This is a genomic window from Streptomyces sp. NPDC005402 (assembly GCF_040606575.1).
Classification (GTDB): Bacteria; Actinomycetota; Actinomycetes; order Streptomycetales; family Streptomycetaceae; genus Streptomyces.
Map to the genome: position 1 here is coordinate 388,770 of NZ_JBEXFB010000003.1, position 21,401 is coordinate 410,170.

Sequence of the window (21,401 nt, forward strand, 5' to 3'; positions counted from 1 at the left end):
CAGAGGTACCTTCCGTCCCAGCCGCCCCAGACCCCTCCGCCTGACTCGCCGACCCCTCCGCAGCCGAACGCGCCCGCCGCACCGGGCGGTCGCCCGTGGGTCGGGGGGTGCGTTCTCCCGGTGTGCGGGCCGGGCCGCGGGCCGGGCGGGTGGGGGCCGGGGGGAGTTGGCCCTTGAGGGGGCCCCATTCGTTCGGGTCGGGGACTCCCGGGGGGAGCATCTGGCGGCGCTTGGGGCCGCCGTGTTCGGACTCGCCCGGTTCCTTGGCGCCGGGCCAGGCCTTGGCGACGCGGGCGGCCAGGACGAAGTCCTTGCGGAGGGGGTGGCCCTCAAAGGTCTCGGGCAGCAGGAGGTGGTCCAGGGAGGGATGGCCCTCGAAGGTGACGCCGAACATCTCGTGGGTCTCGCGCTCGTGCCAGGCGGCGCCCGCGTAGATGTCGACAGCGCTGGCCAGTACGGGCGTGTCGTGGGGGATCGTCGTGCGCAGGAGCAGGCGTCGTACCGGCGAGAGAGCTGCCACGTGGGCGGCCACGCGGAAGCCGGTGCCGGGTTCGTCGACGGCGCTGAGCCAGTCGAAGTAGGTGCAGCCCAGTTCGTCGCGGGCGACGCGCAGGGCGGTGAGCCAGGTCGCGGGCGGGACGTCCACCGTCAGGACCTCGTAGGACTCCTCGGCGGTGGCCTCGGGGCTGAAGAGTTCCTCGGCGGGGGCGGGGAGCCAGCCGACGGCGGTCACGGTGCGTCCCCCTCACCTGAAGTCGCCGGCGGTTTGACCAGCCCGCTCTGTAGTGCGGCCGCCGACGGGCGTGCCCCGGGCGTGCCGTACCGCTCCCCCAGCGACTCCCTCGCGATCTTCTCCTGGAGCTTCAGGATGCCCTGGAGCAGGGCTTCGGGACGGGGTGGGCAGCCGGGGACGTAGACGTCGACGGGGATGATCTGGTCGACGCCCTTGGTGACGGAGTAGGAGTCCCAGTAGGGGCCGCCGCAGTTGCTGCACGCGCCGAAGGAGATGACGTACTTCGGCTCCGGCATCTGTTCGTACAGGCGCTTCACCGCGGGTGCCATCTTGTCCGTGACCGTGCCGGAGACGACCATCAGGTCGGCCTGGCGCGGGCCCGGGGCGAAGGGGATGACGCCGAGGCGGATGAAGTCGTGGCGGGCCATGGACGCGGCGATGAACTCGATGGCGCAGCAGGCGAGACCGAAGTTGAAGACCCAGAGGGAGTACCGGCGGCCCCAGTTGAGGATCACCTTCATCGGCTCGGGGGCGAGGCGGGCGAGGGCGCCGAGCCGTTTCGGCTCCGGGAGCAGAACGGGCTGCGTGGCAGCGAGGTCGGCTGCGGAGCTCGCAGCGGACCCGGCCGCGGACTCGGCAGCGGAGGCGGCAGCAGGGTTCACGTCCATGCGAGGACCCCCTTCTTGTACGCGTACAGCAACCCCACGGCGAGGAAGCCGAGGAAGATGAACATCTCGACGAGGGTCGTCGCGCCGTAGCCGGGGGCAGCGAAGATGGTGGCCCACGGGAACAGGAAGATCGAGTCGACGGCGAAGATGACGTAGAGGAAGGCGTAGACGTAGTAGCGGACCTGGGTGTGGGCCCAGCCCTCGCCGACGGGGTCGACTCCGCACTCGTACGTCAGGAGCTTCTCCGGCGTGGGGACCACGGGTCGCAGCAGCCGTCCGGCGCCGAAGGCGACCGCGACGAACAGCACGCCGACGACGGCGAGCAGTCCGACGACCGAGTACGACTGGAAGTAGTCCGCCGCGACGACGGTCGGATCGACGACGGTTGCATCGACGACGGTCGGTTCCGGCACGTCCGCCCCTCACTCCCTGTGAGCACGCTGAACACAGTGGTCACGCTGAACACCACTGTTCGACGATCTGTACGCACGGGAGTCTAGGCCCTGATAAAGGGACGGTAAGCAGCCCGTCACCCAAGGAAAGCCATCCGGAACGCCGGGGTGGGGTTTTCCCCAGCAAGCCGCGGCGGTCCGCCTCATGGCGCGCGGCGGTCTCGCCCGGCACGCTAGCCCATATGACCGAACGCCACTCGTCCCCTGGCCGTGCCGTGACCACCGGCAGAGACGGCCGAACCGACGACGGCCGGCCGCCGCCGGCCCGTTTCGCCTTCGACGCGCACACCTGGAAGGAGATCGCGCACCTCCTCGCGAATCTTCCGGTGTCGATCCTCGGCTTCACCTACGTCGTGACGGTGCTCTTCACCGGCTTCTGGCTGACCTTCACGGTGATCGGGTTCCCGCTGCTCGCGGCGGGTCTGCTGGGTGCGCGGCAGCTGGGCAAGCTGGAGCGGGCGCGGGCCCGGGCGCTGCTCGGAGTGCGCGTGGACGAACCGAGCCGCCTGCCGTGGCGCACCAAGAACGACGACGGCTTCTTCGCCCGGCTGTGGATGGGGGTGAAGGACCCCGTGGGCTGGCGGACGGTGCTGTACGACTTCATCCGGCTGCCCTGGGGTGTGCTCACCTTCGTCATTACTCTGACCTCGTTGTTCGTGCTGTGGCCGGTGCTGCCGTTCATCGCGCGGGGCCTCGCCAACGTCGACCGGGCGATGGTGCGCGGTCTGCTGTCGCCCTCCGACGAGCTGGAACGCCGTATCGCCGAACTGGAGTCGGACCGGGGCGTCGTGGTGGACGCGGCCGCGTCCGACCTGCGGCGCATCGAGCGGGATCTGCACGACGGGGCGCAGGCCCGGCTCGTCAACCTGGCCATGGGGCTCGGCCTCGCGAAGGAGAAACTCCTGGAGGACCCGGAGTACGCGCAGGCGATGGTCGCGGAGGCGCACGGTGAGGTGAAGCTGGCGCTCCAGGAGCTGCGGGATCTGGCGCGGGGCATTCATCCCGCCGTACTGACCGACCGGGGACTCGATGCCGCGCTCTCGTCGGTCGCCTCACGCTGCACGGTGCCGGTGAAGGTGACCGCCGACCTCGACTCGCGGCCGGTCCAGGCGATCGAGGGGATCGCCTACTTCACCGTCTCGGAGCTCCTGCAGAACGTCAGCAAGCACAGCGGGGCGCGGTCGGCGTCGGTCGACGTGTGGCGGTCGGAGAACCGGCTGCTCATCCAGGTGTGGGACGACGGTCGCGGCGGCGCCAGGCTCGATGGCGGCACCGGTATGCGCGGGCTCGCGGAGCGCCTTGACGCGGTCGACGGGCTGTTCGTCATCGACTCCCCGCCGGGCGGGCCGACGGTCGTCACGGCGGAGCTGCCGTGGCGGGACCGGGTCCCGGGCAGGAGGTAGGGAAAACCCCCCTTCCAAGAGGCCGACGGCCTCCATGGTCCGTTGAGCTGCGGCCCAGCAGGGTGGAGGTACGACACCACAGGCGCGGGACGAGACAAGAAGGACGACGTCGATGGCCACGGACTACGGGTACGACAGTGGGCTCGGGTTCCCCGAGACGGTACGGCGGCACCGGGTGCCGGCCGGGCTGCGGGCGCCGTTCGAGGGGCGGACCTGGCGGGAGTTCGGCTATGTGCTGCTGAGCCTGCCGATCAGCATCGTGATGTTCACGTACGCCGTCACGATGATCTCGCTCGGCGCGGGCCTGCTCGTGACCTTCCTCGGGATTCCGGTCTTCGCGGCCGGGCTCGCCGGGTGCCGCGGGCTCGGGGCGCTGGAACGGGCACGGGCACGGGCGCTGCTGGGTCTCGAGGTCGGCGATCCGGAGCCGCTCCGGATGCGGAAGTCCGGGTTCATGGCGTGGATCGGGGCGGTGCTCAAGAGCGGGACGTCGTGGCGGACGCTGCTGTACTCCGTGGTGCACCTGCCGTGGGCGATCTTCTCCTTCGCCGTCGCGGTGAACTTCTGGGTGTACGGCTGGGCACTGCTGACGTATCCGCTGTGGTTCTGGGTCTTCCCGGCGTACGTCGGTCAGGACGGGCTTCAGCTCTACGGTGACGAGACCCACCACATCTATCTGAACAACCCGTTCGAGATCGGCGTGACCGCGCTGGTGGGACTGCTGTTCACGCTGGCCACGCCGTGGATCGTACGGGCGCTGACGACGGTGGACCGGGTGATGGTGCACGGGCTGCTGGGGCCGACCCGGCTGTCGGCGCGGGTGGTGGAGCTGGAGTCGGACCGAGGGGTCGTGGTGGACACGGCGGCCGCGGATCTGCGTCGGATCGAGCGGGATCTGCACGACGGTGCCCAGGCTCGGCTGGTGGCTCTGGCCATGGATCTGGGGCTGGCCAAGGAGAAGCTCACGGAGGATCCCGCCGCGGCCGCGCGGATGGTGGACGAGGCGCACGGCGAGGTGAAGACGGCGCTCCAGGAGCTGCGGGATCTGGCGCGGGGTATCCATCCGGCGGTGCTGACCGACCGGGGGCTGGACGCGGCGCTGTCCTCCGTCGCCTCGCGCTGCACGGTGCCGGTGCAGGTGGAGGTGGATCTGCCGGCCCGGCCGGCGCCGGCGATCGAGGGGATCGCGTACTTCACGGTGTCCGAGCTGTTGCAGAACATCAGCAAGCACTCCCGGGCGACGTTCGCCGCAGTGGATGTGTGGCGGGTGGAGAACCGGCTCATGCTGCAGGTCGTGGACAACGGGGTGGGCGGGGCCGATGTGTCCTCCGGGTCCGGGCTCACGGGGCTGGCGGAACGGCTGGACGCGGTGGACGGGATCCTGGTGGTGGACTCGCCGGTCGGGGGACCCACACGGGTGACGGCGGAGTTGCCTTGGCGGGGGGAAGGGGTGTGACGGGTTCTGCGTGAGGGGGCGGTGGGGTTGTTTTCGCCCCCGCCGCCCCTTACCCGTTCCCATCCCCAGGGGCTGCCGCCCCTTCGACCCCGCGGGGGGCCTGTGCCGTGTGACTGCTGCGCGGGGCCGCGCCGCGACGACTCCGGCCAGGGGCTCGGCCCTCTGCCCGGTGGGCTGTGCCACCGAGGCTCCCCCCTGCGGGGGCTCTGCCTGCGAGGCGCGCCCGGCTTCCGGCGAGGCGTCCGACTCGTCCGGCGGACCGAAGAGTGGCGGCGCCCGCACCGTGCGCGAGGGGCCGGCACTCCTCAGGGGTGCGGCAACCCAGGGGATCCGACACCCACACGGGACCCGGCACCCGCTGGGGATCCAGCACCCGCACGGGGCCCGGCACCCACTGGGGATCCGGCACCCGCACGGGGCCCGGCACCCACTGGGGATCCGGCACCCGCACGGGGCCCGGCATCCGCAGGGGATCCGGCACCCCACGACGTCCGGCACCCACACGGGGCCCGGCACCCGCTGGGGATCCGGCACCCACACGACGTCCGGCACCCGCTGGGGATCCAGCACCCGCTGGGGATCCGGCACCCGCACAAGACCCAACACCCGCACCGAGCCCGGCGCCCCCGTCTTCAGCGGGAGGCATGTGCCCCGCAGAGGGCCGGCGTACCCCCTCCGCAAGGGATCAAGGCGCCCCCAACCTCCGCGAAAGGCCGGCGCCCCGCGAGGGACCGGCACCCACCCTCCGCGAAAGGCCGGCGCCCCGCGAGGGACCGGCGCACCCACCCTCCGCGAAAGGCCGGCTGCCCTCCGCCCCCGGCGGCTCCGCGCCCGCGAACCTGGCCGGATTCCGATCCCGACCCCCCGCTTTCGCGGCTTTGTTCGGATTCCTGGGGGCCTATTCCCGTTGCCCTCGCCCGCCCGCATCCGAATGCTGGAATGCTGGACTTGTTCAGCGGATGGGCAGGCAGTGGGCTGGGGGGCCGAGAGTCGTGGAGGACAGGGTGCGGGTGGTCATCGCCGAGGATTCAGTGCTGCTGAGGGAGGGCCTGACCCGGTTGCTGACCGACCGTGGGCACGACGTCGTGGCCGGTGTGGGTGACGGGGAGGCGCTGATCAAGACCATCGGTGAGCTGGACGCCCAGGGCGAGCTGCCCGACGTCGTCGTCGCCGATGTGCGGATGCCTCCGACGCATACGGACGAAGGCGTGCGAGCCGCCGTACAACTGCGCAAGGCACATCCCGGACTCGGGGTACTCGTACTGTCGCAGTACGTGGAGGAGCGGTACGCCACCGAGTTGCTGGCCGGGTCCAGTCGCGGGGTGGGGTACCTGCTCAAGGACCGGGTCGCGGAGGTGCGTGAGTTCGTGGACGCGGTGGTGCGGGTGGCCGAGGGCGGCACCGCTCTCGACCCCGAGGTGGTCGCTCAGCTGCTGGGCCGGAGCCGGAAGCAGGACGTGCTCGCCCATCTCACGCCCCGGGAACGGGAGGTCCTGGGACTCATGGCCGAGGGACGCACCAATTCGGCGATCGCGCGGCAGCTCGTCGTGAGCGACGGAGCCGTGGAGAAGCACGTCAGCAACATCTTCCTGAAGCTCGGGCTGTCCCCGAGCGTCGGGGACCACCGACGGGTGCTCGCGGTGCTCACCTATCTGAACTCCTGATCGTCTGACACCGTGTCAGATGTCAGGACGGCGGTCGACGGGCGGGGACAGAAGGGCCGCTCGGGGCCGCCGGGGACCGAGAACCGAAGAACGATGAGGGAGCGTCTTCAAGGAAAGCGCCGGGGGGCGAGTAAATCGTGACAAGTCAGGGCTTTGAACCGTCTCAAAACGACGTTCATCATGCGAATGGCCGAGGGAAGGCGACCCCCGCGGTCGTAGGGTTGATCCTGGGAAGGCCTGCGGGAAGGCCGCTCCCGAACAGCCGCCCAGAGGGAGGTCCAGTTCAGTGACCAGTCAGGTCAGCAGCCCAGCGGAGCAGGCCGACGAAACCGTCGTGGGAGAGCAGCGCAAAGAGGCAGGCGTGAAGGACGTCCGCCGCCTCGACCGGGTGATCATTCGTTTCGCGGGCGACTCCGGTGACGGGATGCAGCTCACCGGTGACCGTTTCACCTCGGAGACGGCGTCCTTCGGCAACGACCTGTCCACCCTTCCCAACTTCCCCGCCGAGATCCGGGCCCCTGCCGGAACCCTGCCGGGTGTCTCCTCGTTCCAGCTCCACTTCGCCGACCACGACATCCTCACGCCCGGCGACGCACCGAACGTGCTGGTGGCCATGAACCCGGCCGCGCTCAAGGCCAACATCGCCGATCTGCCGCGCGGTGCGGAGATCATCGTCAACACGGACGAGTTCACCAAACGGGCGATGCAGAAAGTGGGGTACGCGGCCTCGCCGCTGGAGGATGGCTCGCTCGACGGTTACAGCCTTCATCCGGTCCCCCTGACCACGCTGACCGTCGAGGCCCTCAAGGATTTCGACCTCAGTCGCAAGGAGGCCGAGCGCAGCAAGAACATGTTCGCGCTCGGCCTCTTGTCGTGGATGTACCACCGGCCCACCGAGGGCACGGAGAAGTTCCTGCGGACGAAGTTCGCGAAGAAGCCGGAGATCGCCGAGGCGAACCTGGCGGCGTACCGGGCGGGCTGGAACTTCGGCGAGACGACCGAGGACTTCGCCGTCTCCTACGAGATCGCCCCGGCGACGAAGGCCTTCCCGGTCGGCACCTACCGCAACATCTCCGGGAATCTGGCCCTGTCCTACGGGCTGGTCGCCGCGTCCCGCCAGGCGGACCTGCCGCTGTTCCTGGGCTCGTACCCGATCACGCCGGCCTCGGACATCCTGCACGAGCTGAGCAAGCACAAGAACTTCGGGGTACGGACCTTCCAGGCCGAGGACGAGATCGCGGGCATCGGCGCGGCCCTGGGCGCGGCCTTCGGCGGGTCCTTGGCCGTGACGACGACCTCCGGTCCGGGCGTGGCCCTGAAGTCGGAGACGATCGGGCTGGCGGTCTCCCTGGAGCTGCCGCTTCTCGTCATCGACATCCAGAGAGGCGGGCCGTCCACCGGTCTGCCGACCAAGACCGAGCAGGCGGACCTGCTCCAGGCGATGTTCGGGCGCAACGGCGAGGCGCCGATGCCGATCGTCGCCCCCCGCACCCCGGCCGACTGCTTCGACGCGGCGCTGGAGGCGGCCCGGATCGCGCTGACGTACCGCACCCCGGTGATGCTGCTGTCCGACGGCTACCTGGCCAACGGCTCCGAGCCCTGGCGCATCCCGGAGCTGGACGAACTCCCGGACCTGACCGTGCAGTTCACGCAGGGCCCGAACCACACCCTGGACGACGGCACCGAGGTCTTCTGGCCCTACAAGCGGGACCCGCAGACCCTCGCCCGCCCCTGGGCCGTCCCCGGCACGCCGGGCCTCGAACACCGCATCGGCGGCATCGAGAAGGAGGACGGCAGCGGGAACATCTCCTACTCCCCCGCCAACCACGACTTCATGGTCCGGACCCGCCAGGCCAAGATCGACGGGATCGACGTACCGGATCTGGAAGTGGACGATCCGCATGAGGCGCGCACGCTGGTGCTGGGCTGGGGATCGACGTACGGACCCATCACGGCGGCGGTACGACGGCTGCGGACGGCCGGTGAGTCGATCGCGCAGGCGCACCTGCGCCACCTCAACCCCTTCCCGCGCAACCTGGGCGCGGTGCTGAAGGCGTACGACAGGGTCGTCATCCCGGAGATGAACCTCGGGCAGCTCGCCACGCTCATCCGGGCGAAGTACCTGGTCGACGCGCACAGCTACAACCAGGTCAACGGCATGCCGTTCAAGGCCGAACAGCTCGCCACGGCTCTGAAGGAGGCCATCGATGGCTGAGACGTCCACGGAAGGCACGGGCACGATCGAGGCACTCTCGCTCGTCCCCAAGGCCGAGGCACGCCAGAGCATGAAGGACTTCAAGAGCGACCAGGAAGTCCGCTGGTGCCCCGGCTGCGGTGACTACGCGATCCTGGCCGCCGTGCAGGGCTTCATGCCGGAGCTGGGGCTGGCCAAGGAGAACATCGTCTTCGTCTCGGGCATCGGCTGCTCGTCGCGGTTCCCGTACTACATGAACACGTACGGCATGCACTCCATCCACGGGCGGGCGCCGGCCATCGCGACCGGCCTCGCGTCCTCGCGCCGGGATCTGTCGGTGTGGGTGGTCACGGGTGACGGAGATGCCCTCTCCATCGGCGGCAACCACCTGATCCACGCCCTGCGCCGCAACGTCAACCTCAAGATCCTGCTGTTCAACAACCGGATCTACGGGCTGACCAAGGGCCAGTACTCCCCCACCTCCGAGGTCGGCAAGATCACGAAGTCGACGCCGATGGGCTCGCTGGACGCCCCCTTCAACCCGGTGTCCCTCGCGATCGGCGCGGAGGCGTCCTTCGTGGCCCGCACGGTGGACTCGGACCGCAAGCACCTCACGTCGGTCCTGCGGGAGGCGGCCGCCCACCCCGGCACCGCGCTGGTCGAGATCTACCAGAACTGCAACATCTTCAACGACGGCGCTTTCGAGGCCCTCAAGGACAAGCAGCAGGCCGAGGAAGCGGTGATCCGCCTGGAGCACGGGCAGCCGATCCGCTTCGGGGCGGACCTGTCCAAGGGGGTCGTGCGGGATGCGGCGACGGGTGACCTGAAGGTGGTGCCGGTGACGCCGTCGAACGAGGCGCAGATCCTCGTCCACGACGCCCACTCGCCGTCCCCGACGACAGCTTTCGCCCTGTCCCGCCTGGCCGACCCGGACACCCTCCACCACACCCCGATCGGGGTCTTCCGGTCGGTGGACCGGCCCGTGTACGACACGCAGATGGCGGAGCAGCTGGACGCGGCGATCGAGCAGAACGGCAAGGGGGATCTGGGGGCGTTGCTCGCGGGGGGCGACACCTGGACGGTCGTGGGCTGAGCGGCGCACGGCATGCGGAGGGCCCGGACGCGACTCGGCATCCGGGCCCTTTCCCGTTGTGCGGCACCGTCATGACGCCTCACCCCCATCGGTCGAGCTCCGGCGTGCAAGCTCGGACCAACGGTGGAAAGGGAGCGCTCAGGCGCCATTCCTCGCCGCGTCGTACGCCTCGCGCGCCCCCTGCACCGCCCCCATCCGCCGCGCGGTCCACTCCGCGAGGCCCCGTACCTGTTCCGCCGCCTCCCGGCCCAGGTCGGTCAGGGAGTAGTCCACCCGCGGCGGGATCACCGGCTTGGCGTCCCGGTGGACCAGGCCGTCCCGTTCCAGGGTCTGGAGGGTCTGGGTCAACATCTTCTCGCTCACCCGGCCGATCGCCCGGCGGAGTTCGCTGAAGCGGTGCGGCCGATCCAGGAGATGCATCAGGACCAGGACGCCCCAGCGGCTCGTCACGTGCTCCAGGACGAGGCGGTGGGGGCACATCGCCTCGCCCGTCGCCGCCGCCTCCGTGAGGGTTCGCTCATTACTTACCGTCATGCCAGTACCTTACTTCAAAGTGGGTACTTTCGCAGAGTTAGCGCCTCCTCTAGGGTTAGTGCCAACGCACCCCACAAGGAGATCGCACATCATGAGCATCGTTGTCACCGGAGCCACCGGACACCTCGGCCGTCACGTCGTCGAGCAGCTGCTGGAGAAGGTTCCGGCCGAGCAGGTCACCGCCGTCGTCCGCACCCCCGAGAAGGCCGCCGACCTCGCGGCGAAGGGCGTGAAGATAGCGGTCGCCGACTACAACAGCCCCGAGACCTTCGACAGCGTTTTCGCGGCCGGCGACAAGGTGCTGCTGATCTCCGGCAACGAGTTCGACAAGGGCCGCCCCGCCCAGCACCAGGTCGTCATCGACGCCGCCAAGGCCGCGGGCGTGGCGCTCCTCGCGTACACCAGCGCACCCGGCACCCTGACCGCCGCGCTCGCCGACGACCACCGGGCCACCGAGGAGGCTCTGCTCGCCTCCGGTCTGCCCTACTCGCTGCTGCGCAACGGCTGGTACAACGAGAACTACACCGAGAACCTCGCCCCCGTCCTGGCGTACAACGCGGTCGTCCAGGCTGCCGGTGACGGCCGTGTCTCCACCGCCTCGCGCGCCGACTACGCGGCCGCCGCCGTGGCCGTACTGACCGGTGAGGGACACGAGAACACGACGTACGAGCTCGGCGGCGACGAGCCCTGGGGCTTCGCCGAGTACGCGGCCGAGCTGAGCCGGCAGACCGGCAAGGAGATCGCCTACAACGCCGTCCCCGTCGAGGCGTACATCGAGATCCTGACCGGTGCCGGGCTGCCCGCGCCCTTCGCCGGGATCCTCGCCGGTGTCGACGCCTCCATCGAGAAGGGCGAGCTGGTCGTCACCTCCGGCGACCTGGCCCGGCTGACCGGCCGTCCGGCCACCCCGATCTCCGCGTCGATCGAGGCCGCGCTCAAGGGCTGATACTCCCCTGCCCCTGCCCCAGCGGGCCCTCGGCGCCTCCACCCCCGCCTGTCATGACCGTATAGCGATACGGGCATGACAGGCGGGGGCGCTCGGCGTTACCTTCGTGCAGGCGAGGACAGTGCGAGGAGGAGAGTCCGTGAAGTCGAGGGGCGAGCGGCACATAGGTCTGCTGAACGGCTTCGCCGCATACGGGATGTGGGGGCTGGTCCCCCTGTTCTGGCCGCTGCTCAAGCCCGCCGGGGCCGCGGAGATCCTCGCCCACCGGATGGTGTGGTCGCTCGTCTTCGTCGCCGTCGCGCTCGTCGTCGTACGGCGCTGGGCCTGGGCCGGGGAGCTGCTGCGGCAGCCGCGCAAGCTCGCGCTGATCACCGTCGCCGCCGCCGTCATCACCGTGAACTGGGGCGTCTACATCTGGGCCGTCAACAGCGGTCATGTGGTCGAGGCCTCGCTCGGCTACTTCATCAATCCGCTCGTCACCATCGCGATGGGTGTGCTGCTGCTCAAGGAACGGCTGCGGCGGGTGCAGTGGCTGGCGGTCGGGGTGGGCGCCGCCGCGGTGGTCGTGCTCACCGTCGGCTACGGGCGGCCGCCGTGGATCTCCCTGACCCTCGCCTTCTCCTTCGCCACGTACGGCCTGGTCAAGAAGAAGGTGAACCTCGGCGGGGTCGAGTCGCTGGCCGCCGAGACCGCGATCCAGTTCCTGCCGGCGCTCGGATACCTGCTGTGGCTGAGCGGCCGGGGTGACCTCAGCTTCGCCTCCGAGGGCCCGGGGCACGCGGCGCTGCTCGCCTCGACCGGCGTCGTCACCGCGCTCCCGCTGGTCTGCTTCGGCGCCGCGGCGATCCGCGTGCCGCTGTCCACGCTGGGGCTGCTCCAGTACCTGGCCCCGGTCTTCCAGTTCCTGCTCGGCATCTTCTACTTCCACGAGGCCATGCCGCCCGAGCGCTGGGCCGGGTTCGCGCTGGTCTGGCTGGCCTTGACGCTGCTCACCTGGAACGCCCTGCGCACCGCACGGACGGTGAGGAGGCAGATCAACGTGCCCGGCACCGCCATGACCACGGGCACGGTCGGCGCCGTACGGACGGCGGAGAGCCTGGCCTCGGGTCCGGAGCCGCTGGACTCGCCCGCCGCCAGGCCGTAGACGGCCGTCACCGCCGAGATCCCGATCGCCGAACCGAACGGCTGCGGCTCACCGAGGCGCGCCGGGAGATCGACGGGGTCGGTCGGCGGATGCCGACACTGAGTATGAGCGGGGCCGCTGTCAGTGGTCGCCGCTATAAGTGACGGTATGACACCCGTGCACTGGAAAGTCGTGATCGACGCCGAGGACCCGCACGCCCAGGCCGACTTCTGGGCCGCCGCACTGCACTACGAGACCGAGGACAACGACGCCCTCATCCAGCGGCTCCTGGAGCTCGGCGCGCTGCCACGAGAGGCCACCGTCGAGTACCACGCCCGTCTGGCCTTCCGGGACCTGGTCGCCGTACGGCATCCGGACGACCCGTACGACAAGGACAGCGGGACGGGGCTCGGACGGCGGCTGCTCTTCCAGCGCGTACCGGAGCCGAAGACCGTCAAGAACCGGCTCCACCTCGACCTGCACCCCGGGGAGGGCAGACGTTCGGCCGAGGTGGAGAGGCTGACGGGACTCGGGGCGAGCGTGCTGCGCGAGGTGAGCGAACCGTCGGGGGCGTGGGTGGTGATGGCGGATCCGGAGGGGAACGAGTTCTGCGTCCACTGATCGTCGGCTGATGCCCGGTTGATCTCCGTTTGATCTCCGGTTGATCTCCGGTTGATCTCCGGTTGATCTCCGGTTGATCCTTACGGTCCCGGTATACGAACTCCCGTGACCGGATTCCGCCCTTGACGATGAGTCAACCTCAGCTTCACCATCCAGGCACCCATTCACTGTGGAATCCCTGTGCCTTCAGGGATTCCCACGGAATTCGGAGCCCCCCACATGAAGCTCTCGGTTCCCGGACGCGTCACGGCCACCGCCGTCGTCGCCACCGTCTCCCTCCTGGCCGGCGGATCCATAGCCGGCGCGGCCCCCGCGGGTCAGCCCGCGGTGGCCGCGGCCCCGGACATCCCGGTGGCCAACGTGAAGGCGCATCTGACCCAGCTCCAGTCCATCGCCACCGCCAACGGCGGCAACCGCGCGCACGGCCGCGCCGGTTACAAGGCCTCGCTCGACTATGTGAAGGCCAAGCTGGACGCCGCCGGCTTCACCACGACCGTCCAGCAGTTCACGTCCTCAGGGCGCACCGGCTACAACCTCGTCGCGGACTGGCCGGGCGGCGACACCAGCCAGGTGATCATGTCCGGCTCGCACCTCGACAGCGTGACGGCGGGCGCGGGCATCAACGACAACGGCTCCGGTTCGGCGGCAATCCTGGAGACCGCGCTCGCCGTGTCCCGGGCCGGCTACCACCCCACCAAGCACCTGCGGTTCGCTTGGTGGGGCGCGGAGGAGCTGGGCATGGTCGGCTCCCGCTACTACGTCAACCGCCTGTCCACCACGGACCGTTCGCGGATCAGCGGCTATCTCAACTTCGACATGATCGGCTCGCCGAACCCCGGCTACTTCGTCTACGACGACGACCCGGCCATCGAGAAGACCTTCAAGGCGTACTACGCCGGCCTCGGCGTCCCGACCGAGATCGAGACCGAGGGCGACGGCCGCTCCGACCACGCGCCGTTCAAGAACGCGGGCGTGCCGGTGGGCGGGCTGTTCAGCGGCGCCGACTACGTCAAGACGGCGGCGCAGGCGGCCAAGTGGGGCGGCACCTCGGGGCTGGCCTTCGACCGCTGCTACCACTCGTCGTGCGACACCACGGCCAACATCAACGACACGGTCCTGGACCGCAACAGCGACGCGGTGGCGTACGCGGTGTGGGAGCTGTCGCAGTAAGGGGCCTTCTCCGGGCTACTGGTCCGCGTTCCGGGCGCGTTCCGCGAGGCGGAGCATCCGGGTGCGGGCCGACTCCAGCTTGTCGACGTCCTCGGCCGCCGGGCCCTCCCCGGCGGCCAACTCCGTCCACAGGGTGAGCAGTTCGCGCCCGAGGGCCAGGCCCCGCAGCGGATCCCGTACGGCCTTCCACGCGGTGGCCGCGCTCTGCACGTTGCCGTAGGCCGCCTCGGCGTCTCCGGCGCGGTGGTGGATGTCGGCCAGGTCGAGGGAGATCTCCATGGCCTGGACGGGCTCGCCGCCCAAGTAGGCAATGTAGGCGGCGAGTTCACGCACCCGCAGCACATCGGGGTGTTCGGCGCCCAAGGTCTCGGACGCCTCGCCGACGACCCGCTCCGCCAACTCGGCGGCGACGTCGGTCCGTCCCTCCCGCACGGCCTCACTGATCCGCCCGACCGGCTCCGCGAGCACCGCGCTCTCGTCGACCACCAGCCCCTCCCCCAGGACGGCTTCGCCCACGGCGTCGAACCCTCGCACGGGCGTCGGCCTGGGACCGGGATCGTCCAGGAGCGGGACCGGGTCGATGAGGGGGGCGGCGGACCGCGGGGCGGGGGAGGCCGACGGAAGCGGCTGGGGCCCGACGGCGAAACCGGCCGACGGAAGGGGCATGGGCTCGGGAACGGGGCCGGGGGCCACTGGTTGCGGCGTCGGCGTCGGCGCGGGGCCGGTCTGCGGCGGGACAGGCGTATGAACCGGACCGGCCTGCGGGGCCGTCCGCGTCGGCGCGGGGCCGGTCTGCGGCAGGGGCCTGGGCGTGTAGGCGGGGTCGGTCGGTGAGAGCGGGGCCGGGGTGGAGGCCTGGCTCTCGTCCATCACGGGCGGCGGGCCGAACTCGCCCCTCGGGGGTACGGCCGTCCCCGGAGCGTGAACCGGGGCCGGGCCGGTGGCCTGGGGGTCCGGCAGCTGTCGTAGGACCTGGGTCGGGAACGGTTCGGCGTCCGTCGGCTGCGGCTCGGGCAGATCCCGCGGCCGGAAGGTGGGGACGGGATCCCGCGTGGCCTCGTCGAGTGACCGTAGGAGATGGGTGGGCCCCTCGTGCGGAGCGGAGGCCGCGGACGGCCAGACCGTCTCCGCCGGCTCCTCGCCCGCGTCGGACGGCATCGGCCATTCGCCCTGCTCGGACGGGATCGCCGTGGACGCTCCCTGCTCGGCGGCGGCAGGGGTCCGCAACGCCCCCTCCGGGGGAGCCATCCGTACCGGCTCCGCGGTGAAGCGGCTGGCGCCGTCCGTGGTGACTTCCAGGGGGACCACGTAGCCGATGCGGGCGTCGTGGATCGTGGCGTGGACGGGATGGCCGGCGGTGCGGGCGAGGTGGTGGAGGTGGGTCAGGACGGTCTGGTGGAGTTCCTCGCCGGGCGGCGCGGTGACCGGTGTTCCGGCCACCGTCGCGGACTCACCCGTCAGGGGGACGCGGACGTCGATCGGGGTCGCCCCCCGCTGCTGGTCCCGCTTCTTTTCGCGGCTGAGTCGAGACATCTCATCCCTCACGGTCGTGCACGTACTGTCGAGTCTCTCCGCTCGCCCCCGGTTCTCACGTCACCGTGATGTCACAGGCCTGTTCCAGGAGGTGCGGGGCGGGTGGGATGGCAGGGTCGGGGGCGCGGACATGCGAACCGACGTGCGGCGAGAGGTGGAGAGCGTGCAGCAGGGGCCGGAGATCTGGATCCGCGGGCCGGTGGCCCCGACCGGGAGGCGGTTCGCGTGGGTCGGCACGCACGGCGGCGCCGGCGTCTCCACGCTGGCCGCCGTCTACGGCGGCCACGACAGCGGACGTGACTGGCCCGGCCCCGGCGCACCGGCCTCCGTCCTGCTCGTCGCCCGTACGCACGCCGCGGGCCTGCTCGCCGCCCGCCGCGCCCTGGAGCTCTTCCGGCGCGGCGAGCACCCGCGGGGGCTCGACCTCGACGCGGTCGTCCTCGTCGCGGACGCCCCCGGCCGGCTCCCGCGCCCGCTCAACCAGCAGGTCAAGGAGATCGAGTCGGCGGTCGACGTGTACCGCGTGCCCTGGGTCCCCGCGTGGCGCCTCGGCGACCTGACCGGGGCCCCGCCCCGTGGAACCGAGGCACTGGTCCGCCTCACCCGAGCCCCTGCCCCGTGACGGCCACCGCCTCGCTCTCCGCCGTGGACCTGGCTTCGGCGGTACGTTCGCGCTCGCTGCGGGCCGTGGACGTGGTCGCCGCCGCCCTGGAGCGGATCCGGCGCGTGGATCCGGAGCTGTGCGCGTTCGTCGAGGTGTGGGAGGAGGAGGGGCTGCGGCGGGCACGTGAGATCGACCTCCGCGTCGACGCGGGTGAGCGGCTGCCGCTCGCCGGGGTGCCGATCGGGGTGAAGGGGCGGCACGGGCTGCGCGGTGCGGCACCGCTTGTCGCGGCCGGGTGCGTACCCGTCGGCGCGACCTCCGTGCCCGGTCCCGGAACTCCCTGGCAGACCTGGGGACTCGGCGCTCACGGCCGTACCGTCAACCCGTGGCGCGCCGACCGCACGCCGGGCGGTTCCTCGGCGGGCTCCGCGGCAGCGGTGGCCGCGGGACTCGTCCCGATGGCGACCGGGAGCGACGGGGCAGGGTCGGTACGCATCCCGGCGGCGTGGTGCGGGGTGATCGGCCTCAAGACCACGAACCCCGGCCACGGGGGCCGCCATGGCGTCGGACACAGCGTCGGACACGAGGGCGGGGGCGTCGAGCGCCTGGGCCGCCACGCCGACCACGACCGCACCGGCACCGACCCCACGCGGGCCGTCTTCCCTCGCCCCGGGCTCACCGCCCCCGGCATCCTGGTCCGCCACGCCTGTGACGCGGCCGCCTACTGGCAGGCGGTCTCCGACGACGGAAACGGGGACGGCGAGGACGGGGACGTGAGCGGCGGGAACGTGAGCTGCGGCGACGGGCTCGGAGGCGGAGGCCGCACCGAGCCGCCCCCCGCCCTTCCCCCCGCCACCCTCTGGTCCCCCGACCTCGGTTTCGCCGACCCCGACCCCGGGATCGTCCGGATCGCCCGCGCCGCGGCAGGGCGGCTGGCCGACGCCGGGGTCGTACGTCCGGCTCGGACCCGCACCCCGCCGCGCCTGCACGACCCCGCCCCCGCCTGGCTCGCCCTGCGTACCCCGGGCTCCGATCTGCGGGACGCCGACCGGATCCGGGCCGCCAACGACCGCCTCCTCGACGAGATCTTCGCCGGCACCGACCTGCTGCTGACGCCGACGACCCCCTGCCCGCCGCACGGCCACGAAGGCCCCGGCAACCGCTATTCCACCGCGCTCACCTGGGCTTTCAACCTCAGCGGGCACCCGGCGCTCAGCCTCCCGGCCGGCCTCGGCCCCGACGGCTGCCCGGTCGGACTCCAGCTCGTGGCCCGGCACGGCGGCGAGGCGCTGCTGCTGGAGGTGGCACAGGCGGGGGGCGGCGGCACAGGGGGGCGCCTGAGGCCCCCCTGGACAGATACTTGCGTACGCATATAATGCATGTGCGAGTACTTACCGTACGCCGATCAGCCAGGAGCTCCCCATGACACGCCGTTTCCTGTTCGTGCTCGGCAGCAGCCGCAGCGACGGCAACACCGAACTGCTGGCCCGCCGGGCCGCCGAGCAACTGCCCCCGGATGTCGAGCAGCAGTGGATCGACCTCACGGAGCATCCGCTGCCCGACTTCGAGGACCTCCGCCACGACACCGACCACGTGCGTCCGACGATCGGGAACACGGCACTGCTCTTCGACGCGACGCTCGCGGCGACGGACATCGTGATCGCCTCCCCGCTGTACTGGTACTCGGTCTCCGCGCACGTCAAGCGCTACCTCGACCACTGGTCGGGCTGGCTGCGCACGCCGGGCGTCGAGTTCAAGGCGACCATGGCGGGGCGCACGCTCTGGGGTGTCACCGCGTTGGCGCACCAGGAGTTCGAGGTCGCCGACCCGCTGGTCGGCACCCTCAACAACTCGGCCGCGTACCTGGGGATGCGCTTCGGCGGGGTGCTCCTCGGCAACGGCAGCAAGCCCGGTGACATCCTGCGGGACACCGATGCCCTTTCCCGCGCGAAGACCTTCTTCGACCAGGAGGCTCCGCTCGCGCGGTTCCCTTACGAGCAGGTCAGGCCGTGATGTCCCGCGTCGTGAACCTCGCCCACGCCGCCGAGCCGAACACCCCCGCGTACAGCGCCTGGAGGCCGAGGTTCTTCACCAGGTCGTCCCAGTAGACCGGCTCACGCATGAGGTCGGCGAAGGACAGCCAGTAGTGGGAGAAGAAGTACGGCTGGAGGGCGTGCAGTTGGGGGATCTGATCGAGGATCTGGACCGTGATCAGCAGGCCGACGGTCGTGGCCATCGCCGCGATGCCGCTGTTCGTGAGCGTCGAGACGAACAGGCCGAGGGCCGCCACGCCGGTCAGTGAGGCGGCCACGACCATGGCGATCAGCAGGGCCCTTCCCAGGCCCTCCGCGAAGGTGATCCGGGTGCCGGAGATCGTCGTCAGGTCGCCGAGCGGGAAGAGGACGGCCCCCACCGTCAGTGCCGAGAGGGCGACCACGAGGGTGGCGACCAGGCAGAACGTCATCACCGTCGCGTACTTGGTGAGGAGCAGCCGGGTGCGGCCCGCCGGGGCGACCAGCAGATAGCGGAGGGTGCCGGCGTTGGCCTCGCCCGCGATCGCGTCGCCCGCGATGACGCCGATGGACATCGGCAGGAAGAAGGGGAGGGTCGCGGCGAGGGCGGTGAAGACCAGGAAGAGGCCGTTGTTGGTGATCTGGGAGATGAAGGCCGGTCCGCCACCGCCGCCGGACGAGGAGCCGTCGCTGGTCTCGATCTTGACCGCGATGCCCACGAGGATCGGGACTGCTGCGAGTACGGCGAGCAGGGCGAGGGTGCGCCAGCGGCGGAATGTGGTGAGCAGTTCGTTGCGGAAGAGGGTGCCGTAGAAGGTCGTACGGCGGCTTGCGGTCTGTGGGGGCTGGTCGCGCCCCGCGGCGGAGCCGCAAATCGATACAGCCCCGCGCCCCTTCAGGTCAACCCGCGACATCGAAGCCCTCCCCCGTCAGTGCCACGAAGGCGTCCTCCAGAGAGGCCCTCTCCACTGCGAAGCCCCGCACCCGCACCCCGGCCCGCACCAACGCGGCGTTGATGTCGGCCAGTTCGCTGTCCGGAGGGTCGGAGGTGACCCGGTCCTCAGCCACCACCACATCGCCGACTCCCTGTTCCTTCAGGACCCTCGCCGCGTCCGTCGGGTCCGGCGTCGTCACCACCAGCCTCCCCCTCGCCCCCGCCGCCAGGTCCGCCACCGAACCCTGGGTGATCAGCCGGCCCCGGGCCATCACCGCCGCGTGGGTGCAGACCTGTTCGATCTCGTCGAGGAGGTGGGAGGAGAGGAAGACGGTGGTGCCGTCCGACGCCAGCTCCCGCACCAGGGAACGGATCTCACGCATGCCCTGCGGGTCCAGGCCGTTGGTCGGCTCGTCCAGGACCAGGAGTCTGCGGGGTTGGAGGAGGGCCGCGGCCAGGCCGAGGCGCTGTTTCATGCCCAGCGAGTACGCCTTCGCCTTCTTGCCGGCGGCGGCCGCCAGGCCCACCCGGTCCAGGGCCGCCGCCACGCGGGTGCCCCGGGTGCGCGGGTCGGCGGTCGGGTCCGCGGCGTCGTAGCGGACGAGGTTGTCGCGGCCGGAGAGGAAGCCGTAGAGGGCCGGGCCCTCGATGAGCGCGCCGACGTGCGGGAGTACGGCCCGGGAGGCGCGCGGCATGGGCCGGCCCAGGACGCGCGCGGTGCCGGAGGTCGGTTCGATGAGGCCCATCAGCATGCGGATGGTGGTGGTCTTGCCGGAGCCGTTCGGGCCGAGGAAGCCGAAGACGCTGCCCGCCGGGACGGTCAGGTCGAGACCGTCCACGGCGAGCTGTCCGCCGCGGTAGCGCTTGGTGAGGGCGCGGGTGTGGATGACGCTGCCGTCCGCACCCACGTCACCGCCTGCGCCGTCACCCGACCCCTTCGGATCCGGTTCCGTGGCGGACGGCTGGTCCATCGGCTCCCTCGATTCGTCGTGCCGCGCGGGGACCTACTTCGCCGCGTCGGCCGCCTTCACCAGCGTGTCCTTGGTGACCGCGCCGACGTAGACCTTGCCGTCGTCCGTGATCAGGGCGTTGATCAGGCGGGTCTTGAAGACGGTGCCCTTCCCGAACTCTCCGGAGACCTTGTCGCCGAGCGAGTCCAGGAAGCCGCCGACGTCACCGCCGACCTCGGAGCCGGACGGGACGCCCTGGCCGCCGGTGTCGAAGGTGGCGATGGAGTCCCAACCGTCCCCGATGACGTTCAGACCCTCGGGGCCGCCCTTGCCGAGTTCCTCGCCGGAACCCTTGCGCTGGTCCTTGCCCTGCTCCTTGCCCTGCTCCTTGCCGAAGCCCTCCGAGTGCCCGGGTGCCTTCGACGTGTCCCCCTCCTCGACCTTCGCCCCCTTCGGCGGGGTGAAGTCGAAGGTGGAGGCGGCCGGCCTGGTGAAGCTGACCTGGGTGAAGCCCGCGTCCACGACGGCCGCGCCGCCGCTCGCCGGCGTCAGCGTGAACTTCAGCGGCAGCCCGGTCTTCGAGTCCACGGCCACGGTGATCTGCCCGACCGTCGAGCCGTCGTCCTTGGGCTTGATGACCAGGCGGTAGGCGTCCCGGCCCGCGACCTGCGCGGTGCCCTCCACCGTCACCGACGTGGTCTTGTCGGCGGCCTTGAGGGCGTCCTCGGCGAGGTCCTTGGGCGTGGCCGGGAGCTCTTCCTTCTGCTTCCCGTCGCTCTCGGAGGCCGTGGTGTGGAAGACCGAGTTGGACTTGCTGTCGTAGCCCCAGACGTCCTTGCCGTTGTGGATGAGGCTGTACTCGGCCGCGTTCTCCAGCAGCGAGACCTTCTGCCTGTCCTCGCCGTCGGCCGCGACGCGCAGCGTGTGCGTGCCGGAGGCGAGTTCGGTGAGCTTGGTGGACGGGTCGGCGGACGAGCCGTCGCCCGATCCGGAGGGCCCGGCGGCGGAGCCGAGCGAGCTCTCCAGGCCGCCGAGGTCCGGCAGACCGAGATCCGTGGTGATCTTCACGGTGCCGGACAGCTGCTGTACGTCCGACGCGGCGATCTTCTCGATGAGTTCCTGTGCGCTGATCTTCGGCAGGTCGGGGTCGCCCGAGTCGGCGAGCGCCGGGACCAGCCCGATGGTCGCCGCCGCGATTCCCACCACCGTGGCCGGCACGACGTACCGCGCGGCCTTGCGCCGGCGCGCGGAACGCAGCTCTTCGGCGTCCGCGGCGGTCACGCTGTCGTCGGATTCGTACGGTGCCATGTG

Annotated in this window: 20 protein-coding genes; 12 read left to right on the forward strand and 8 right to left on the reverse strand. The window is 71.0% G+C overall.

Annotated elements, in window-relative coordinates:
• From ABZT02_RS07780 to ABZT02_RS07790, 3 genes are all read right to left on the reverse strand, one after another.
• The coding region (locus tag ABZT02_RS07780) for an NADH-quinone oxidoreductase subunit C (RefSeq protein WP_356015283.1) at window positions 1-733 on the reverse strand (733 nt) is incomplete at its 3' end.
• Entirely contained in the window at window positions 730-1,401 is a 672-nt protein-coding gene (locus ABZT02_RS07785; RefSeq protein WP_356015286.1) for an NADH-quinone oxidoreductase subunit B family protein, read from the reverse strand. The genes ABZT02_RS07780 and ABZT02_RS07785, both read right to left, overlap by 4 nt.
• Complete coding sequence (locus tag ABZT02_RS07790) at window positions 1,392-1,814, reverse strand: NADH-quinone oxidoreductase subunit A (protein ID WP_037720639.1); 423 nt, start codon at window positions 1,812-1,814, stop codon at window positions 1,392-1,394. Before ABZT02_RS07790 ends, ABZT02_RS07785 begins: the two co-directional genes overlap by 10 nt.
• Before the next feature lie 221 nt (window positions 1,815-2,035).
• On the opposite strand from ABZT02_RS07790, the gene ABZT02_RS07795 reads away from it, so the two are divergent.
• From ABZT02_RS07795 to ABZT02_RS07815, 5 genes are all read left to right on the forward strand, one after another.
• Entirely contained in the window at window positions 2,036-3,256 is a 1,221-nt protein-coding gene (locus ABZT02_RS07795; protein ID WP_356015288.1) for a sensor domain-containing protein, read from the forward strand.
• Window positions 3,257-3,368: 112 nt separating this feature from the next.
• A complete protein-coding gene (locus ABZT02_RS07800) occupies window positions 3,369-4,712 on the forward strand; it encodes a sensor domain-containing protein (RefSeq protein WP_356015290.1) in 1,344 nt (447 codons plus the stop codon).
• A gap of 959 nt (window positions 4,713-5,671) precedes the next feature.
• Window positions 5,672-6,376: a response regulator transcription factor gene (locus ABZT02_RS07805; protein ID WP_356015293.1), complete on the forward strand. Its 705-nt coding sequence runs from the start codon at window positions 5,672-5,674 to the stop codon at window positions 6,374-6,376.
• 286 nt (window positions 6,377-6,662) lie between these two features.
• Complete coding sequence (locus tag ABZT02_RS07810) at window positions 6,663-8,591, forward strand: 2-oxoacid:acceptor oxidoreductase subunit alpha (RefSeq protein ID WP_356015295.1); 1,929 nt, start codon at window positions 6,663-6,665, stop codon at window positions 8,589-8,591.
• Window positions 8,584-9,663 carry a 2-oxoacid:ferredoxin oxidoreductase subunit beta gene (locus ABZT02_RS07815; RefSeq protein ID WP_356015296.1) on the forward strand — a complete coding sequence of 360 codons (1,080 nt, stop codon included), beginning with the start codon at window positions 8,584-8,586 and terminating at the stop codon, window positions 9,661-9,663. Before ABZT02_RS07810 ends, ABZT02_RS07815 begins: the two co-directional genes overlap by 8 nt.
• Window positions 9,664-9,801: 138 nt before the next feature.
• Here ABZT02_RS07815 and ABZT02_RS07820 read toward each other — a convergent pair whose 3' ends face one another.
• Window positions 9,802-10,197 (reverse strand): helix-turn-helix domain-containing protein, encoded by a 396-nt coding sequence (locus ABZT02_RS07820; RefSeq protein ID WP_356015297.1) that lies wholly within the window; start codon window positions 10,195-10,197, stop codon window positions 9,802-9,804.
• Window positions 10,198-10,288: 91 nt separating this feature from the next.
• Here ABZT02_RS07820 and ABZT02_RS07825 point away from each other — a divergent pair, with 91 nt between their 5' ends.
• The 4 genes from ABZT02_RS07825 (at window position 10,289) to ABZT02_RS07840 (ending at window position 14,057) form a co-directional block, all read left to right on the forward strand.
• Window positions 10,289-11,143 carry an SDR family oxidoreductase gene (locus ABZT02_RS07825; protein WP_356015298.1) on the forward strand — a complete coding sequence of 285 codons (855 nt, stop codon included), beginning with the start codon at window positions 10,289-10,291 and terminating at the stop codon, window positions 11,141-11,143.
• Between the two features lie 196 nt (window positions 11,144-11,339).
• Entirely contained in the window at window positions 11,340-12,287 is a 948-nt protein-coding gene (gene rarD / locus ABZT02_RS07830; RefSeq protein ID WP_356015550.1) for an EamA family transporter RarD, read from the forward strand.
• Between the two features lie 147 nt (window positions 12,288-12,434).
• On the forward strand, window positions 12,435-12,887 hold the full coding sequence (locus ABZT02_RS07835; RefSeq protein WP_356015301.1) for a VOC family protein: 453 nt from the start codon (window positions 12,435-12,437) through the stop codon (window positions 12,885-12,887).
• A 219-nt stretch (window positions 12,888-13,106) separates the two neighbouring features.
• Window positions 13,107-14,057, forward strand: coding sequence for a M28 family metallopeptidase (locus ABZT02_RS07840; protein ID WP_356015303.1), 951 nt, complete (start codon window positions 13,107-13,109; stop codon window positions 14,055-14,057).
• Between the two features lie 15 nt (window positions 14,058-14,072).
• Here ABZT02_RS07840 and ABZT02_RS07845 read toward each other — a convergent pair whose 3' ends face one another.
• The gene (locus ABZT02_RS07845) at window positions 14,073-15,590 is read right to left on the reverse strand and encodes a hypothetical protein (protein ID WP_356015305.1); all 1,518 of its coding nucleotides are present in this window, start codon (window positions 15,588-15,590) and stop codon (window positions 14,073-14,075) included.
• A gap of 130 nt (window positions 15,591-15,720) precedes the next feature.
• Between ABZT02_RS07845 and ABZT02_RS07850 the strand changes: the two genes are divergently transcribed.
• Genes ABZT02_RS07850 through ABZT02_RS07860 form a run of 3 tightly spaced genes read left to right on the forward strand, consistent with a single transcriptional unit; the run spans window position 15,721 to window position 18,207 of the window.
• Window positions 15,721-16,212, forward strand: a complete 492-nt coding sequence (locus ABZT02_RS07850; RefSeq protein WP_356015307.1) for a DUF6668 family protein — start codon at window positions 15,721-15,723, stop codon at window positions 16,210-16,212.
• Window positions 16,209-17,570: an amidase gene (locus tag ABZT02_RS07855; RefSeq protein WP_356015309.1), complete on the forward strand. Its 1,362-nt coding sequence runs from the start codon at window positions 16,209-16,211 to the stop codon at window positions 17,568-17,570. The genes ABZT02_RS07850 and ABZT02_RS07855 overlap by 4 nt, the downstream gene beginning before the upstream one ends.
• Before the next feature lie 46 nt (window positions 17,571-17,616).
• Window positions 17,617-18,207 carry an NAD(P)H-dependent oxidoreductase gene (locus tag ABZT02_RS07860; protein ID WP_356015310.1) on the forward strand — a complete coding sequence of 197 codons (591 nt, stop codon included), beginning with the start codon at window positions 17,617-17,619 and terminating at the stop codon, window positions 18,205-18,207.
• On the opposite strand, the gene ABZT02_RS07865 is transcribed toward ABZT02_RS07860, so the two are convergent.
• From ABZT02_RS07865 to ABZT02_RS07875, 3 genes are read right to left on the reverse strand one after another with little or no spacing between them, the layout of a single operon-like run.
• Window positions 18,197-19,120: an ABC transporter permease gene (locus ABZT02_RS07865; RefSeq protein ID WP_356015311.1), complete on the reverse strand. Its 924-nt coding sequence runs from the start codon at window positions 19,118-19,120 to the stop codon at window positions 18,197-18,199. The two genes, ABZT02_RS07860 and ABZT02_RS07865, sit on opposite strands and share 11 nt — an antisense overlap.
• The gene (locus tag ABZT02_RS07870; protein WP_356015312.1) at window positions 19,107-20,111 is read right to left on the reverse strand and encodes an ABC transporter ATP-binding protein; all 1,005 of its coding nucleotides are present in this window, start codon (window positions 20,109-20,111) and stop codon (window positions 19,107-19,109) included. Before ABZT02_RS07870 ends, ABZT02_RS07865 begins: the two co-directional genes overlap by 14 nt.
• A 33-nt stretch (window positions 20,112-20,144) precedes the next feature.
• Window positions 20,145-21,398, reverse strand: coding sequence for a sigma-E factor regulatory protein RseB domain-containing protein (locus tag ABZT02_RS07875; RefSeq protein WP_356015314.1), 1,254 nt, complete (start codon window positions 21,396-21,398; stop codon window positions 20,145-20,147).
• Window positions 21,399-21,401: the final 3 nt, after the last annotated feature.

Excerpts from the sequence above, each read along its gene's own strand:
- ABZT02_RS07850 (WP_356015307.1), top strand. The coding sequence starts at position 15,721 with ATGCGAACCGACGTGCGGCGAGAGGTGGAGAGCGTGCAGCAGGGGCCG.
- ABZT02_RS07865 (WP_356015311.1), bottom strand. The coding sequence starts at position 19,120 with ATGTCGCGGGTTGACCTGAAGGGGCGCGGGGCTGTATCGATTTGCGGC.
- ABZT02_RS07835 (WP_356015301.1), top strand. The coding sequence starts at position 12,435 with ATGACACCCGTGCACTGGAAAGTCGTGATCGACGCCGAGGACCCGCAC.
- rarD (WP_356015550.1), top strand. The coding sequence starts at position 11,340 with ATGTGGGGGCTGGTCCCCCTGTTCTGGCCGCTGCTCAAGCCCGCCGGG.
- ABZT02_RS07795 (WP_356015288.1), top strand. The coding sequence starts at position 2,036 with ATGACCGAACGCCACTCGTCCCCTGGCCGTGCCGTGACCACCGGCAGA.
- ABZT02_RS07845 (WP_356015305.1), bottom strand. The coding sequence starts at position 15,590 with ATGTCTCGACTCAGCCGCGAAAAGAAGCGGGACCAGCAGCGGGGGGCG.
- ABZT02_RS07800 (WP_356015290.1), top strand. The coding sequence starts at position 3,369 with ATGGCCACGGACTACGGGTACGACAGTGGGCTCGGGTTCCCCGAGACG.
- ABZT02_RS07815 (WP_356015296.1), top strand. The coding sequence starts at position 8,584 with ATGGCTGAGACGTCCACGGAAGGCACGGGCACGATCGAGGCACTCTCG.
- ABZT02_RS07875 (WP_356015314.1), bottom strand. The coding sequence starts at position 21,398 with ATGGCACCGTACGAATCCGACGACAGCGTGACCGCCGCGGACGCCGAA.
- ABZT02_RS07820 (WP_356015297.1), bottom strand. The coding sequence starts at position 10,197 with ATGACGGTAAGTAATGAGCGAACCCTCACGGAGGCGGCGGCGACGGGC.
- ABZT02_RS07870 (WP_356015312.1), bottom strand. The coding sequence starts at position 20,111 with ATGGACCAGCCGTCCGCCACGGAACCGGATCCGAAGGGGTCGGGTGAC.
- ABZT02_RS07840 (WP_356015303.1), top strand. The coding sequence starts at position 13,107 with ATGAAGCTCTCGGTTCCCGGACGCGTCACGGCCACCGCCGTCGTCGCC.
- ABZT02_RS07785 (WP_356015286.1), bottom strand. The coding sequence starts at position 1,401 with ATGGACGTGAACCCTGCTGCCGCCTCCGCTGCCGAGTCCGCGGCCGGG.
- ABZT02_RS07825 (WP_356015298.1), top strand. The coding sequence starts at position 10,289 with ATGAGCATCGTTGTCACCGGAGCCACCGGACACCTCGGCCGTCACGTC.
- ABZT02_RS07805 (WP_356015293.1), top strand. The coding sequence starts at position 5,672 with ATGGGCAGGCAGTGGGCTGGGGGGCCGAGAGTCGTGGAGGACAGGGTG.
- ABZT02_RS07860 (WP_356015310.1), top strand. The coding sequence starts at position 17,617 with ATGACACGCCGTTTCCTGTTCGTGCTCGGCAGCAGCCGCAGCGACGGC.